This is a genomic window from Alicyclobacillus suci (assembly GCF_017329615.1).
Classification (GTDB): domain Bacteria; phylum Bacillota; class Bacilli; order Alicyclobacillales; family Alicyclobacillaceae; genus Alicyclobacillus; species Alicyclobacillus suci.
The window spans coordinates 15,567-31,340 of the sequence record NZ_JAFMTW010000043.1; the positions used below are offsets into that span (position 1 = coordinate 15,567).

The following is a 15,774-nucleotide window of genomic DNA, read 5'->3' on the forward strand; positions in this document are numbered from 1 at the left end:
GTAAAGCCGTACCTTGCACGCTTTCACGAAAGTTTGGATGAAAAAAAAACTGCCGCATACTTGCGGCAGCTTTTTTACGCTTTTCCACGTGTCTGCTCATGCCCACTACGCGACAATGACAGCGGTTGATTCCAGTCCTTTTTCGGCTTGTCCATAAAGCTGCTGTCGCCAGATTGAGAACTCGTGCTTTTAAGGTTGGCTTTCGGGTAATTGAACGTCTTACTGTCGCCCATCGTCATCGCCTCCAATAAGATCTAAGGTCTCCCGGAGCCCTCTCAAAGATGCATGCCAAATCTGGGGGCGTTCATGTTGAATTCTGACGCGAAGCGGATGCAAAACGCATACCACGAAGACAAGCGACAGACAATATGGACGGCAGGTGAGACAAATGAAAACTTTAGATAAGCTCTTGTTCATCGCGGTTCTGGGTGGCCTTTTGGTGGTTGGTATTCTTTATGTGTTGGCTTCATCCAGGCACTTGTTTTAAGTCATATGGGACACCCGCGTTGGCGAATCCGATAACATCGCGTCATAATAAGGGGCATGTATATCGGAGGTGCTACTTTGTACGAGTTTACTGTTAGCGACGCCGAGGCGGGTCGTAAGCTTTCCACGTTGTTGAGCAATACCCATGGTATGTCGCGTCGACTCCTTCGCAAAATCATCCAAAACGACGGGGTGCTGTGTAACGGCGCACCTGTCTTGCTCTCCTACATCGTTTGCGCTGGTGACAAAATTCAAGTTGTGTTTCCAGTAGAAGACAGCAATGTCAACCCGGAACAAATGGATATTGAGATCTGCTATGAGGACGACAACATCGTCATTGTCAATAAGCCGGCAGGTATTTTGACCCATCCATCGGCACGCGAGCGAAAAGGGTCTTTGCTGGCAGGTGTGGCGGGCTATTTGGCCCCCCATGATCTTGTCCCACATTCCATCCATCGCCTCGATAAGTACACATCCGGCGCCATTATGTTCGCGAAACATGCACATGCGCACCATTTGTACGACGCTGCCTTGCGCAACAATTGGATTCATCGCCACTATGTCGCGCTTGCGTTTACTGAAGACTCGCCGCCGCTTCACACGTGGCAAACATTCAAGGATTTCATCGCACAAGATCCCAATAAACCTTCCCGACGCATCATTGGAAACGAACTGAATGGCCAAATCGCCATTACGCACATGTGCCCCATCGCGCGCATCGGAGAGGTTTCGGTTTGTGTGTTTCGCTTAGAAACCGGCCGTACACACCAAATTCGTCTGCAAATGGCAGCGCGAGGAATGCCCCTTGTGGGCGATAGAGATTATACCTACGCATATAGTGGGCGCACGCCGACGCGGTCTGCCACTTACTATGAGAAAATGCTGCCGCATCAAGCGTTACATGCATATGAGTTGGTCTGGCGCGTGCGGGCGCAGGATACACGCTCGAAAGTTTATGCAAAACCGGCAGCCACGCTTGAAGAGCTATGGTCATTGCTCGGCGGCTCGCCATCCTTAGATGCGCTTGTCCGAGAAGCGGCGAGTCGCTCGCCCGACTAAAGGTATTTTCTATATTCTGTATACGGATTACACGCGGAGGACGAGAAGTTCACATTTTTGGTACACTCAAAGTGTTCACTTAACTTGATTTGATTAAAGGAGAGGTGTCATGGCAGGGTACAAGCATCTCGAAACGTTGCGCGAACTGGTCACACTGCACGGTGGCCCTGGTTTTGAACACCAGGTGCGAGACCGAATTCGAACAGCGTTTTCGGAATACACAACAGATCTGCGCGTGGACACGCTCGGCAACTTAATTGGTGTTGTCGCTGGGGAAGGGGAAGGGCCGCGTCCCCGGATTTTATTGTCTGCTCATATGGATGAAATTGCACTGGTCGTGTCGCGCATTGAAGCGGGTGGATTTCTCCGCGTCGTGCAAACTGGTGGATTCGATCCACGAACGCTCGTCGGCCAAGAAGTCTATGTACATACCAAAGAGGGACGGTATCTCGGTATTGTCGGATCAAAACCGCCACATTTGACAGCGCCAGAAGAGCGCACCAAAGCAGCGCCTTTGGAAGAATTGTTTATCGATATCGCGCGACCTGAATCCTCTGTTCGCAAGCTGGTGCAAATCGGGGATAGGGTGACGTTGGCCCGCGATGTCTATTCATTGCAAAACGATAGGCTCGCCGGCAAATCACTCGATAATCGGACGAGTGTCGCCATCATCTTGGAAACGCTCGAAGTCTTGAAAAAGCTACGGCACACAGCGGATGTCTATGTCGTGGCCAGCGTTCAAGAAGAAATTGGCGTGCGTGGCGCAGCAACGGTTGGCTATGGTGTCAACCCGGATATCGCCATTGCCATTGATGTTACATTTGGCGATTTTCCGGGCCAGGCAGCCGACGAAGGGTTCGAATTGGACGGTGGCCCTGCGATTTCCTATGGACCGAATTTGCACATGAAAGTGTTCCGACACTTGACCGCCATCGCGGATAGGGAGGGCATCCCGTACCAGGTTGAGCTGTCGCAGGGACCTGTAGGTGCGGATGCTCGGGCCTTTCAAATTGCGCGCGCAGGAATCGCAACGGCGTTAGTCGGCATTCCATTGCGTTACATGCACACGTCGGTCGAAACAGGCGCGTACCGCGACATCGTGGCCTGTGGCCGCCTCTTGGCCCAGTATATTGCGGATGTCGACGCGGCCACAGTGGAGGACTTGTCATGCTATTAAAACGATTGTCGGAAGCGATGGGACCATCTGGTTTCGAGGACGAAATCCGGAATGTCATTCGCGAGGAAGTAACCCCACTCGTTCAGGACATCCGCACGGATGTCCTGGGGAACCTGTTAGTGAAACATGGTGTCGATAAACCTGGACCGCGCGTGATGCTTGACGCCCATATGGACGAAGTTGGTTTGATGATTGTCCAAGTGTGCGAGAACGGTCGTGAAAACGGATTGTTGAAGTTCCGGGCGCTCGGCGGCATCGACCCGCGGGTTCTCGTCAGTAAGCCCGTTTTTATTGGTGAAGCGAGAATTCCAGGCGTGATTGGCGCGAAACCGATACATCTTCAGGCCGCCAGCGAACGGCGTAAACCGTTGGCGATGGATCAACTGTATATCGATATTGGCGCCCGGGATGCCAAAGAAGCGAGATCGCTCGTAAAACCGGGAGATGTTGCCATTTTCGCGACGCAGTTTGGAGAGATTGGAGAGGGAGCTATCAAGGGCAAGTCGTTTGACGACCGGCTTGGGTGTGCGTTATTGATTGAGGCGCTGCGCGAATCGTACGATTTGCCACTGTTTGGCGCCTTCACTGTACAAGAGGAAATTGGGCTGCGCGGCGCACAAGCAGCTGCTTACGGCATCAATCCCGACATTGCCATTGCGCTCGAAGGAACGGTCTGTTTCGATGTCGTCGGTGCGCCCTCACACGGTCAGTCGACCGTCATGGGTGCTGGACCGGCGCTCACCGTGCAGGACGGGCAGACGATTGCCGATAGACGGTTCCTCGATTTCATGATTCACGTTGCAGAGAAACACGATATTCCGTATCAACTTCGCCGCGTCAAAGGGGGAAGCAACGATTTCGGTGCGATACACAAGGTTCGGGCAGGTGTCATCGGCGGTGGGATTTCCGTCCCGGTGCGCTACATCCACGCGCCTGCGCAAGTGGCTTCGCTCGACGATTTCAACAACTCCCTCCTGCTGGTAAAAGCGGTGCTTCGGGAGATAGAACAGGGAGGGTTTTCGCTATGAAGGACTTGATTACGCGCCTCGCGCAAGAAATCGCACCGTCTGGGAGCGAACGCGCGCTGATGTTGCAGTGGATGCAGGAGTTGAAAGCGGTGGCGGACGAAACGCTCGTCGATACCCTCGGGAACGGCATCGCCACCAAGCGTGGGGAGGGGCCGCATATCATGCTGGCCGCGCACGCGGACGAACCTGGCGTGATGGTGATTGACATCGACGCAGACGGCTTTCTGCGCGTCATTGCGATGGGCTCGTTAGAACCCGCTGAGCTCGTCTCTCGACAAGTCGAGTTCACCAATGGTGTGCGTGGGGTGATTGGCCTGGAGGATGGCGTGAAACTGGCAGACGCATCACTCAATCACCTCTATGTCGATATTGGTGCCAACTCCCGTGAAGATGCGGAAAAACGGATACAAATCGGCCTTGGCGGCGTCGTTGTGCAGCCGCTTTACGAGTTGGCCGGCAACCGCTTAGCAGGGAGAGCGCTCGACAATCGCGTCGGCTGCGCCATCGCCATTGCCGCATTCCGTGAGTTGGCTGCAGCGTGTCGTCACGTGACACTCGCGTTAACCGCTCAAAACGCTGTTGGGGGCCGTGGCGCGCGCACTGCCGCCTATCAGATAAACCCTGATCTCGCGCTCATCATTGACGCCGCGCCTGCTAGCGACGTGCCCTCCGGTAAAGCGACGGCGCTGTCGTTGGGGAAGGGACCTGCGATAAAAATTATGGATGGTACCGCGATTGTGCCACTTGCGGTCAAAGATCACCTGATTGCGGCCGCTGGAACACTTGGCATGGACGTGCAATATGAAGTGTGGCCAGGTGGCAAATCCGATGCTGGTGCGGTTCAGTTGTCCGTAGATGGCATCAACATCGGCGGTGTTTCATATCCGGCCCGATACGTTGGCGCGACACAGACGGTCGTCGATTTAGCAGACGTCGAAAACGCGTTAAAACTGGTACTGGAAGCGGCCAAAACGTACGAAGTGCGGTGAAGCGAGGGGGCATGGCTCCCTCGCTTTTTTGACAACATGATCTACCAGTGCATCATCGTATGCTATAATACGAGCCATTCAGGGTGTTCACTCGGTTTTGCCGAGCGTACATACGGGAGGGCTTTTTTTTGATTCGTTATCTTTCCGCAGGTGAATCCCACGGACCGGGATTGACCGTTGTTATTGATGGATTTCCTAGTAATCTCCCTGTGTCCAAGGAGTATATCGACGAGCAGTTGCGCCGTCGACAAATGGGCTACGGACGCGGGTTTCGGCAACGTATTGAGACCGATACAGTCGAAGTCACCAGCGGGATTCGCTTTGGGCGGACGCTAGGCACGCCGATTACGATGAACGTCGTCAACCGGGACTTCAAAAACTGGACCGATAGAATGGCTGTGTTTGGCGAAAAACCGGAAGATCTCAAAGAGATCTACCGACCGCGCCCGGGACACGCCGATTTGGCTGGCGCCATCAAGTACGACCACGAGGACATCCGCAACGTGCTCGAACGCGCGAGCGCCCGCAATACGGCCACGATTGTGGCGGCTGGGGCACTTGCTAAACAGTTGCTTTTGCAGTTCGGCATCGAGGTCACCGCACACGTCGTCGAGTTGTGCGATGTGGTGGCCAAAGATTTCCCGGATAGTCTCGATGAACTCCGTGCGCGGGCGGATGCTTCCGAAGTGCGGTGTGCAGATGCGGGCGCAGAAGCTGAGATGATTCGCCGCATTGATGAGGCCAAGGAAAATGGCGATACAGTCGGCGGCATTTTCGAAGTCATTGTCCGCGGTTGTCCAATTGGGCTTGGCAGCTACGCAATGCCAGACAGGAAGCTCGACGGTCGACTCGCAGGTGCACTGATGAGCATTCAAGCGATTAAAGGTGTCGAAATTGGACTCGGGTTTGAAGCCGCACGGCGGTTCGGGTCGAAAGTACACGACCCGATTGCGTATGCAAACGGCCGTTATCTGCGCGCGACAAATGGGGCAGGGGGTCTCGAAGGCGGCGTGACCAACGGCGAAGACGTCGTTGTACGCGTCGCGATGAAACCTATCTCGACCCTCTACAAGCCATTGCCTAGTGTCAATATGAAGACCAAAGAAACGGAACTCGCTGCCATTGAGCGCTCAGACTACTGTGCGCTGCCTGCAGCGTCGGTCGTCGGGGAAAATGTGGTGGCTTGGGTCATCGCCGATGCGTTAATCGAAAAGCTCGGCGGCGATTCCTTGGAACAGATGCAGGACAACTACGAAAAATATCGCGAGCGAGTGGCCAAACGATGAGTACACTCCACGTGAAGAGCAAAACCGGCGATTATCCAGTAGTGGCCGATGGGCATGTCCTCGAGAAACTTGGGGAACACTTGGTGGCGCTCAACACGCCGAAGGACGCGCGCGTGACCATTATTACGGATGAAATCGTTGGCCAATTGCCATTTGCAAAAACGGCTATCCAGTCGATTGAGGATGTGGGATACCGTACTCAATGTCTAAAAGTACCTGCGGGTGACCAAAGTAAGTCCTTGGCCGTAGCCAGCACGCTCTATCCGAAGCTTTTGGCGTTTGGCATGCGGCGTAGCGACCTCATCGTCGCGCTGGGCGGTGGTGTCATTGGTGACCTCGCCGGCTTCATCGCCGCCACCTACCTCCGGGGCATTGCGTTTGTGCAGGCACCGACGACCTTGCTTGCACACGACAGCAGCATTGGCGGAAAAGTCGGCGTGAACTTACCCGAAGGAAAAAATCTGGTCGGTGCCTTTTACCCGCCACGGGCTGTTTTATACGACCTCTCAGCACTGGCGCACCTGCCAGCGCGGCAGTGGATAAACGGGATGGCGGAAGTGATTAAGCACGGTATCATCGGCAATCCGCAGCTGTTTAAGCAGTTAGAGACACACCCCTTGACGTCGTGTCCAGATGCCGCTGCGCTAGAGCCGATTCTCACGGCCGCCATGAAGGTGAAAATCGACGTGGTCGAAGCCGATGAGCGCGAGGCGAATCGGCGTCAGGTACTGAACATCGGACATACGCTAGGGCATGCCATTGAGATGAGATCGCATTACGAATTAGGGCACGGAGAAGCAGTTTCCATTGGGCTTGTACTCGAAGCGAAACTCGCCGTCGCACGCGGTTTGCTCGACGAAGGGACGGCACGCCGAATTGAAGTTGTGCTTGCCAACCACGGTTTGCCGACGGTGCCACCGCGCGACGATTGGAGCAAGGTGGCAGCACTTATCGACGTCGATAAAAAGCACGGCAGCACGCTGTGGACATTCGCGCTGCCGACGGCGATTGGCGACGTCGCAATTGTCAACGACGTGTCGAAAGTGGAAGTGGAAGCAGTGTATCAGCGGGCCTTAGAGGAGGCAGAATGATGAAAGTTCGCGGGATTCGTGGTGCCACGACGGTAAATGAAGACACACCAGAAGAGATTTTTGCAGCGACGAAAGAATTGATTGAGGAAATTGTGCGCCTTAACGACATCGACGTCGATGATGTGGCGAGTGTGTTGTTGACGCTGACACCCGATTTATCCTCCGCGTTTCCCGCAAAAGCAGTGCGCAGCCTGCCTGGATGGCAGTGGGTACCGTTGATGTGCGCGCGGGAGTTGGACGTTCCAAACGCCTTGCCGCGCAGTGTTCGCGTGTTGCTGCATGTCAATACTGAGAAGGCGCAGTCTGAACTCGTCCATGCATACTTAGGCGAAGCCGTGCAGTTGCGCCCTGATCTCGCGCGGGACTAATTCAGCTTATTTGGAGACATGTTCAAAAAGTTCACATAAAAGTGTATCGGGCGGTTGACGGCATCTGGGGCAAATGGCGGTTGACGGACGGCATCATCCCATATACCATGAACACATGTGGCGAGTGCCACATGTGTTTTTAGTTGAGAGAGTTGAGTGAGTTGAGAGCTGTCAGCGTTTGACTTGACGCACCTGCGCTATGTCGTAGGGCGAAGACCGCCGTAGGCAGTTCTGAGTTGAGAGGAGAGAGTACGGGATGAGCCGTATCGTAGATCTTGCTCTGCGTTCGGTCGCCATCGGACAATGTCTTGAAGCCGACTTGGCGGACGAATTGATGAATGAATTAATGCATGGACGTGTCTCTTCCGTTCAAATCGCTGGCCTCATCAGCGCCATGGCCGTTCGCGGTGAAAGCCCCTCCGAAATCGTTGGGTTTGCACGCGCGATGCGCCGAAATGCAACGCCGATGGAGGCCCCTGCAGGTGCACTGGATACCTGTGGCACGGGCGGGGACGGGGCAGACACGTTTAATATTTCCACGACTGTAGCCATTATTGCCGCGGCGGCGGGCATTCCCGTCGCAAAGCACGGTAATCGGGCCGCGTCTAGCAAGAGCGGAAGTGCGGATGTGCTGCAAAAGCTCGGAGTTCGGATAGATCTCGACGCGGGCGCCTGCGAAGCGCTTCTTGCGCGGACGAACCTTTGTTTCTTATTTGCCCCAGTCTTCCACCCCGCCATGAAACACGCTGCCATCGCCCGCAAAGAATTGGGCTTTCGAACCATTTTTAATATTCTCGGCCCACTGACCAATCCGGCGTGCACGAGACGGCAAGTGCTCGGCGTGTTCCGCGAGTCCCTGGTCGAACCGGTGGCGCATGCGTTGGCTCAGTTGGGGGTTGATCACGCCCTCGTCGTCCACGGAGCCGGCGGCTTGGATGAGCTCTCGATTTCAGGACCGACCACGGTGGCCGAGGTGCGCGGCATGGATATTGAAATGAAGCGCATCATCCCAGAAGAGGTCGGTGTGGCGTGCGCGGACGTGAGCGCCATTCGAGGCGGTGATCCAAGTGTCAATGCAGCCATCATGGAGGCGGTTTTGCACGGCAAACATGGCCCACATCGCGACATCGTCGTACTCAACGCCGCAGCTGCATTGTACGTTGGTGGTAAAGCACGTGACTTGCGCACCGCTGCAGACCTCGCCAGAGAACTGATTGACTCCCACGCTGCATACAAAAAACTGGAAGAGTTCATTCGCGAAAGTCACGCGATGGCTCCGGACACAAGAGAGGTTATCGGCTGATGAGTATTCTCGATAAAATTCTCGAAACCAAACGCGAAGAAGTCGCTCATCTGCGGGCGCAGGGCATTTCCTTTGACCGGAGCGCCCCTCGAGAAATCCACTCTTTGCGACAAAAGCTTCTCGAAGGCACAAAACTCGGCGTCATTGCCGAGATCAAGCGCCGCAGCCCGTCGAAGGGAGTCATTCAGGCGGAAATCAATCCTGCGACGCGCGCGCGCGTCTACGAAGAAGCGGGCGCCACGGCGATTTCCGTGCTCACCGACCGCACGTATTTCGGCGGATCGATAGACGATTTGCGAGCTGTCCGGGAGGCTGTCTCCCTTCCGATTTTGCGCAAAGACTTTGTGATTGACGAACTGCAAATCGACGAAGCGTACGCTGCTGGTGCTGATGTCATCTTACTTATCGCCGCAGCGTTGCCCAACGAACGCTTACAGACGCTGTCCTTTTATGCGCAAGATTTGGGCCTGGACGTATTGCTTGAAGTCCACGGCACACACGAACTGGACGCCGCGCTTGCGGCCAAGCCGAGTATTCTCGGCATCAATAACCGCAATCTGCACACCTTCGAGGTCGACTTGGGCGTCACCGAACAGGTGATTGACGCGTTGCCCGAGGATGTGGTGGTGATTTCGGAAAGCGGCGTGTTGGGCATGGTCGATGCACAGCGCATGGCCGCCGCCGGCGCTCGGGGCGTCCTCGTTGGCGAATTGTTGATGCGGCACGAGGACTTAAGGGACGTGGCGACATGCTTGACGGCGTTGCAGATGGCCAAGGCACCGGTTGGGCGCAGATGAATCTACCTCGCACACCACTTGTACAAGTCAAAATATGCGGATTACAACCGCAGGACGACCTGTCATTTACCGAGAACCCACTCGTGCACCATGTCGGATTTGTCTTTGTCAAGGCGTCCAAACGGTATGTCGAACCAACGGCCGTACGAGGGGCCATTCGAGCACTTCCTGCTGATACACAGGCGGTTGGCGTCTTTGCCGATGAACCGGTGGCGAACATTTTGCGAGCGGTCGATGCCTCGGGAATTTCGGTCGCGCAACTGCACGGAAATGAGGCGCCTGCTGTCTGCCAGACGTTGAAAAACAGCGGTGTATCGGTCTGGAAGGCCATCTCTGTACCGCTTTCTGACGGCGGTCTCGATACCGTCCTAAGCCAAATCGATCTCTACAAAGACTGCGTAGATGCGGTATTACTCGACGCAAAACCGCCTGTCGGTGCGAACGTGACGGGGGGTCACGGGCAAACGTTCGACTGGACGATTCTTCATCGTTTGGCCGCCGCTTTAGACGGACGAGATTGGTGGGTTGCCGGCGGTCTACGCCCAGATAATATAGCATTCCTGCTGAAACTGTGCCGACCGACAGGTATTGACGTATCGTCGGGTGTCGAGCGCAATGGGAGAAAAGATGTGAGGTTGATTAACGCGTTTCTCCATTGTGTCCAGCAAACGGTACAGTTGTATTGAGATAATTAAGTGATAGTCGTTGAAGCACAATCATGAGAATGAATTGCTGAAATAGAGGCGGTGAACCCAAGTGGCAAAAGCGTATGTCTACCCCGACCAAACTGGCCGTTTCGGCGGTTTTGGAGGACGTTACGTACCAGAAACGTTGATGTCCGCGTTGATTCAATTGGAAAAGGACTACTTGCGCTTGCGCGCAGATGCGTCGTTTCAGCGGGAGTTACAATATTTTTTGCAGCAGTATTCGGGTCGTCCGACGCCTTTGTACTACGCTGAGCGACTGACCCAAGCACTCGGTGGGCCAAAAATTTACCTGAAGCGCGAAGATCTAAACCATACGGGTGCGCACAAGATCAATAATACCATCGGTCAGGCACTCATTGCCGTGCACACTGGGAAAAAACGCATTATCGCGGAGACCGGCGCCGGGCAGCACGGTGTCGCATCGGCGACGGTGGCGGCGCGCTTTGGCTTGGAATGTACGGTGTTCATGGGCGAGGAAGACATGCGCAGGCAGGCCCTAAACGTCTTTCGGATGCGCATGCTCGGCGCAGAAGTGGTACCAGCCGTCTCTGGCACGAAAACGTTAAAGGACGCGACAAATGAGGCGATTCGCTATTGGGTATCCCACGTCGATGACACATATTACATCATCGGTTCAGTGGTTGGCCCCCATCCGTATCCGCAGATGGTGCGGGATTTCCAGCGGGTGATCGGCGATGAGACGAAAGCGCAGATGTTGGAGCAGAACGGCCACTTGCCAGACAAAATCGTGGCTTGCGTCGGTGGCGGCAGCAACGCCATGGGCATCTTTTTCCCGTTTGTCGAAGACGAATCGGTTGAACTCATTGGCGTCGAGGCGGCGGGACACGGCGTGGACACCGAAGCCCACGCGGCGAGCATCAATCGGGGACGCCCCGGTGTCATCCATGGTGCGAAGACCATGCTTTTGCAGGATGAATTCGGCCAGGTGACACCTGCGCATTCGATTTCAGCAGGACTTGATTATCCGGGAATCGGACCAGAGCACGCGCATTTCAGTGAATCGGGACGTGCGCGATACGTGCCTGTTACCGACGCGGAGGCACTCGAGGCTTTTTACTTCTTATCGAAGACAGAAGGTATCATTCCGGCGCTGGAGAGCGCACATGCCATCGCTTATGTGATGCGGGAAGCAAAACACATGTCCGCTGATGAACACGTCGTTGTCTGCCTGTCCGGACGCGGCGACAAGGACGTTGAACAGGTGGCGAATCTGGAAAGGGGGCGCGCACATGGGGAGAATTGAACAGGCGTTTGCAGCGCTGTCCGGAAAGACGGCCCTCATTCCATTTGTCGTCGCTGGGGACCCGACCTACGATGAATCGTTGAAACTCGTCGATGCCATTCTCGACGCAGGTGCGGATATGATTGAATTGGGCTTTCCATATTCCGATCCGCTAGCCGATGGCCCAGTCATCCAAGCTGCTGCCTTACGTAGTTTACAATCAGGATTCCAATTGCCACACAGTTTTCGAATGATTGAACAGCTTCGTTCGCGGACTCAGAAACCCATCATCGCATTTACGTATGTCAATCCGATCCTGCAATTTGGCATCGAAGCGTTTTTCGATCAACTCGCCCGTGCAGGTGGCGACGGTGTCATTATTCCTGACGTCCCATTAGAGGAGGCGCCAGATATCGCTCAGGTTGCCCGTCACTGTGATATCTCGTTTATTCCGCTGGTGGCACCGACGTCCGGCGCGGCGCGGATACAAGCGATTTGCGAGGCGGCGAGCGGGTTTGTCTACTGTGTATCGTCACTTGGCGTCACTGGCGAGCGCAGTGCGGTTGCCGCGAACGTGCAACATCTCGTGGAGACGGTCAAGCAATACACCGACTTGCCAGCCTGCGTCGGCTTCGGCGTCAGTCAGCCTGCGCACGCCAAGGAGATTTCCGACTACGCTGACGGTGTGATTGTCGGCAGCGCCTATGTCCGGCGGATCGCCAAGGTGGCCGAACAAAACGTGGACTCAGTCATCGACCAAGTGTGCAATTTTACAAAGGAATTGAAAGCTGCTTGCAAATCGTTCATATAGCCGTCTGCACACAGTTGTGATAGAATGTTCAATTAATTTTACGTAAGCACATAGGAGAGGGAGATTTCAGATGATTGTGGTCATGAAGGAAGGGTGCACCAAAGCAGAAATTGAAAACGTGATGCAAGTCTTGCGGCAAAAAGGATTTGGCGCGCACTTGTCGGAGGGCGAAGAGCAGACTATCGTCGGGGTGATTGGTCCAAAAGACCGCGTGCGCGAACTCGGCATTGAGAACATGAGTGGCGTCGAGAAACTCGTACCTGTGAGCAACCCGTTTAAGCTGGCGAGCAGGGCCTTCCACCCGGATGACACGAAAATCAAGGTGCTCCATCACGTCATTGGCGGTGACGAGCCAACGATTATCGCTGGTCCCTGTTCTGTCGAGTCACGGGAAGGACTCATCGAGATTGCAAAAGCTGTGAAAGCGAGCGGTGCACAGTTGTTGCGCGGCGGGGCATACAAGCCGCGTTCGTCCCCGTACTCGTTCCAAGGGTTGGGTGAAGAAGGACTCAAATATTTGGCCGACGCTCGAGAGGCGACCGGACTGGGAATCGTCTCGGAAATTATGGAACCAGGCTTGGTTGAGCTCGTCGCGAGCTACGTCGACGTCCTTCAGATTGGCGCACGCAATATGCAAAATTTCGCCTTGCTCAAGGCAGTCGGAAAAACTGATAAACCGGTGCTCTTGAAGCGCGGGTTCTCCAATACGATTGAAGAATGGTTGATGTCCGCCGAATACATCTTGGCGGAGGGCAATCCGAACGTGATTCTGTGTGAGCGCGGTATCCGCACGTTTGAAACGTATACGCGCAATACGCTCGATTTAAACGCAGTCCCTGTCGTGCAGCACTTGTCTCATCTGCCTGTGATGGTTGATCCGAGTCACGGTGTCGGCCACGCACGCTATGTCGCGACGATGGCCCGGGCAAGTATTGCAGCAGGGGCGGCGGGCGTCATTGTCGAAGTACATCCGAAGCCAGAGGCCGCGTGGTCAGATGGCAGCCAAACCCTGACCCTTCAGGCGTTTGACGAAATGGCAGGGCAACTTCGCCAACTCCACGCGTTGACGCAATCCTTTCAAAAGACGACCGTGAATGTGTGATGAATGAAGAACTTCGTCGGGTTTTGATTCTTGGTGGCGGCTTATTGGGTACGTCTTTTGCACTCGCGGTGCATCGGGCGTGCCCCGACGCCGTCTTGGAGTGCATTGAACCGAATTCCGAACACGCCGCGCGATTGGCGCAACTCGGGGTCAGCAAGCACATTTATTCGCGCCCTGCAGAGGTGACGGCGACTTACGATCTCGCTGTGCTCGCTGCACCAAGTTCTGTCTGTGTGGCTCATCTGGATTTTGCCGCGCGTCACGCGACATTTGTCATGGATGTGTGTAGTATCAAACAGCCCCTTTGTGACGCGGCAGAAAGCTTGCATTTACATAAGCAGTTTGTGCCATCCCACCCGATGGCGGGCAAGGCGATTGAAGGTCCAGTCGGAGCGGACGCAAGTTTGTTTGTGGACAAGACCTGGCTGTTTCTTGAGGATTGGACACCACCGGCTGTTATCGTTCGCCTTGTCGAAGCGGTTGGGGCGAAACCGTTCTACGTCGCGGATGCGGCAGCGCACGATGCAATGGTTGCGTGCGTGAGCCACGGAATTCATATCACGTCACTTTCTGCGATGCTCGCGAATGACGATTGGCGACGCGCGAAGTATCCCGGACTCCCCGATGTGAGCGGCCCCGCGTTTTGGGATATTACGCGACTGGCTTCGTCACCTGCTGCGTTTTGGGCCGATACGCTGATAGCGAACGCGGACAACGTCGTACAGTATCTGCAGACGCTGCAAATGTATCTGAGTCGCTTTGAGCAAGCGTTGTCTTTGCGGGATAAAGAAAACATCGTGACACTACTCGAAACAGCGCGTTTGGCACGAAATGAGTGGTCGGACAATCCCCATTCCTAAGCTTGATTTCCCACCCTTGTCTCGAGGGTGGGGATTCCGCAAAAAGAATGTGAAAACACAAACAAATAGTGTTGACAGCGCTTCCATCATCGTATAAAGTAGTTGTCGAAGGGTGTTTTGTTCTGATTTCTCTCCACTCCTAGCAGAATCTCCTTTTGGGAGTCCGTGAAAGCGGATTCCTATTTTTTTTGCCCTTGTCGGGCGGGATTTATTCGTGGTTTATTTTGGATCAATTTGGTAAAAGAGATCTTTAAGAAAGTCAAATAATCCACATAATATTCACAAAACAATATTTACTGTGAATGAGGCTATTGCCCATTCGACCCTTAGGGGTGTGTTGAGTGTCTGATGCTTCGATGGATTAGAGACGGTAAATTAGAAGCTGAATTACGTGATAGTCCCTACATTCAGCGATAATATTCCCTCGTATCAAATAAAAACTGCAACTGAAATGCAGGATGTTGTAAAGGTTGATTGTACTGTAGATTTGGGTTCATTGGCGCATGTAATGGAGCGCTTTTTGTCAGAGAGGAACCAAACTTTATGGGGTGTTGGAGTCTATACAAACTGAGATGAGGGAGTCGGTGCAACAAAAAGACGTCCGATGGAGTTGAGCACTTTTACTGGACGGCAAGTAATGCGCAAGTTACCATTGGTGGACAAACTGTAAACATTGATTCGAGTAGCAATTTTACGGTGACCTTACCGAACAAGTCCTAAATGTGGTGTAAATTCGCCCTCCGGCAGATTTGAATTATGTCAACCTATTTGACTAATCTTCGATGCCTCTTTGTTTTTCTTCAGTTGCTCCTCACGCTACGCGAAATACTACATCATGTCGAGATACTTGTGTCCCGACTGCCATTTCTCGTTGTCAACATCGGCTGTAAAATCCCCAATAACAGCGGAATACAATTCCCCAAAAATAACGGATTAAATTCCCCAAAATCATCGGGATGAATTCCCCACCCTTTGTCGAATTTACGGCACTGTTCACATCGTTGTGGGAGGTGCCACGATGACGGAGAGTGAGAAAATGGAAGTCAGAAGGATGTATCAGGAAGGCGTGAGTATCTCTGAACTCTCTCGAAGAACTGGACATGACCGTAAGACAATTCGAAAGGTCGTCCAAGAGCAGGAGGATGGAAAGAAGCCTTTAGCTGGAACCAAACGAAAAGGCAGCTATGCGCAAGAGCTTCCTTGAAGTTTTGCAGTGCTGGCGTAATGAGACATCTCTTTATGTCCCACTGGAAACAGCATTAGGTTTTGTCGATGGAATGACCTGCTCAAGTCTCACGTAAACCTTTAAAACGGCTACGATGAAGAGCACACATGCTGCAAGGATAAAATAAACTTGGGTCCCAAAATCGGGTCAACCCCTTCTTATTGGACAATCGCTCTTTTTTGTAGAATGATTTAATATTCCGACACCCATTTATCCGCATCCAGGATTTCTCGTTTGCGCAT

General features: G+C 53.9%; 16 protein-coding genes. 15 read left to right on the forward strand and 1 reads right to left on the reverse strand.

Annotation, left to right across the window (positions count from 1 at the left end):
* Positions 1 to 74 precede the first annotated feature (74 nt).
* Positions 75 to 233, reverse strand: a complete 159-nt coding sequence (locus J3482_RS16270; RefSeq protein WP_188332260.1) for a hypothetical protein — start codon at positions 231 to 233, stop codon at positions 75 to 77.
* A 331-nt stretch (positions 234 to 564) separates the two neighbouring features.
* Here J3482_RS16270 and J3482_RS16275 point away from each other — a divergent pair, with 331 nt between their 5' ends.
* The 15 genes from J3482_RS16275 to J3482_RS16345 all read left to right on the forward strand — a co-directional run bounded on the left by J3482_RS16275 (position 565) and on the right by J3482_RS16345 (position 15,511).
* Positions 565 to 1,545: a pseudouridine synthase gene (locus J3482_RS16275; protein WP_188332259.1), complete on the forward strand. Its 981-nt coding sequence runs from the start codon at positions 565 to 567 to the stop codon at positions 1,543 to 1,545.
* Between the two features lie 109 nt (positions 1,546 to 1,654).
* Positions 1,655 to 2,722 (forward strand): M42 family metallopeptidase, encoded by a 1,068-nt coding sequence (locus J3482_RS16280; RefSeq protein WP_206922734.1) that lies wholly within the window; start codon positions 1,655 to 1,657, stop codon positions 2,720 to 2,722.
* Positions 2,713 to 3,750 (forward strand): M42 family metallopeptidase, encoded by a 1,038-nt coding sequence (locus J3482_RS16285; RefSeq protein ID WP_206922735.1) that lies wholly within the window; start codon positions 2,713 to 2,715, stop codon positions 3,748 to 3,750. Before J3482_RS16280 ends, J3482_RS16285 begins: the two co-directional genes overlap by 10 nt.
* Entirely contained in the window at positions 3,747 to 4,739 is a 993-nt protein-coding gene (locus J3482_RS16290) for a zinc-binding metallopeptidase family protein (RefSeq protein WP_146823282.1), read from the forward strand. Before J3482_RS16285 ends, J3482_RS16290 begins: the two co-directional genes overlap by 4 nt.
* Before the next feature lie 131 nt (positions 4,740 to 4,870).
* Entirely contained in the window at positions 4,871 to 6,025 is a 1,155-nt protein-coding gene (aroC, locus tag J3482_RS16295) for a chorismate synthase (protein ID WP_146823466.1), read from the forward strand.
* Complete coding sequence (gene aroB, locus J3482_RS16300) at positions 6,022 to 7,116, forward strand: 3-dehydroquinate synthase (RefSeq protein WP_206922736.1); 1,095 nt, start codon at positions 6,022 to 6,024, stop codon at positions 7,114 to 7,116. Before aroC ends, aroB begins: the two co-directional genes overlap by 4 nt.
* Positions 7,116 to 7,484, forward strand: coding sequence for a chorismate mutase (gene aroH / locus J3482_RS16305; protein ID WP_146823278.1), 369 nt, complete (start codon positions 7,116 to 7,118; stop codon positions 7,482 to 7,484). The genes aroB and aroH overlap by 1 nt, the downstream gene beginning before the upstream one ends.
* Before the next feature lie 256 nt (positions 7,485 to 7,740).
* The gene (gene trpD, locus J3482_RS16310; protein ID WP_206922737.1) at positions 7,741 to 8,787 is read left to right on the forward strand and encodes an anthranilate phosphoribosyltransferase; all 1,047 of its coding nucleotides are present in this window, start codon (positions 7,741 to 7,743) and stop codon (positions 8,785 to 8,787) included.
* Complete coding sequence (trpC, locus tag J3482_RS16315; protein WP_328702731.1) at positions 8,787 to 9,584, forward strand: indole-3-glycerol phosphate synthase TrpC; 798 nt, start codon at positions 8,787 to 8,789, stop codon at positions 9,582 to 9,584. The genes trpD and trpC overlap by 1 nt, the downstream gene beginning before the upstream one ends.
* Positions 9,536 to 10,270 carry a phosphoribosylanthranilate isomerase gene (locus J3482_RS16320; RefSeq protein ID WP_236018308.1) on the forward strand — a complete coding sequence of 245 codons (735 nt, stop codon included), beginning with the start codon at positions 9,536 to 9,538 and terminating at the stop codon, positions 10,268 to 10,270. The genes trpC and J3482_RS16320 overlap by 49 nt, the downstream gene beginning before the upstream one ends.
* A 70-nt stretch (positions 10,271 to 10,340) precedes the next feature.
* Positions 10,341 to 11,555, forward strand: a complete 1,215-nt coding sequence (gene trpB, locus J3482_RS16325) for a tryptophan synthase subunit beta (protein ID WP_021298406.1) — start codon at positions 10,341 to 10,343, stop codon at positions 11,553 to 11,555.
* Positions 11,542 to 12,345 carry a tryptophan synthase subunit alpha gene (gene trpA / locus J3482_RS16330; RefSeq protein WP_021298407.1) on the forward strand — a complete coding sequence of 268 codons (804 nt, stop codon included), beginning with the start codon at positions 11,542 to 11,544 and terminating at the stop codon, positions 12,343 to 12,345. Before trpB ends, trpA begins: the two co-directional genes overlap by 14 nt.
* 70 nt (positions 12,346 to 12,415) lie before the next feature.
* Complete coding sequence (gene aroF / locus J3482_RS16335) at positions 12,416 to 13,447, forward strand: 3-deoxy-7-phosphoheptulonate synthase (RefSeq protein ID WP_146823272.1); 1,032 nt, start codon at positions 12,416 to 12,418, stop codon at positions 13,445 to 13,447.
* Positions 13,447 to 14,307, forward strand: a complete 861-nt coding sequence (locus J3482_RS16340; RefSeq protein ID WP_021298409.1) for a prephenate dehydrogenase — start codon at positions 13,447 to 13,449, stop codon at positions 14,305 to 14,307. The genes aroF and J3482_RS16340 overlap by 1 nt, the downstream gene beginning before the upstream one ends.
* Positions 14,308 to 15,325: 1,018 nt before the next feature.
* Complete coding sequence (locus J3482_RS16345; protein WP_206922738.1) at positions 15,326 to 15,511, forward strand: hypothetical protein; 186 nt, start codon at positions 15,326 to 15,328, stop codon at positions 15,509 to 15,511.
* Positions 15,512 to 15,774: the final 263 nt, after the last annotated feature.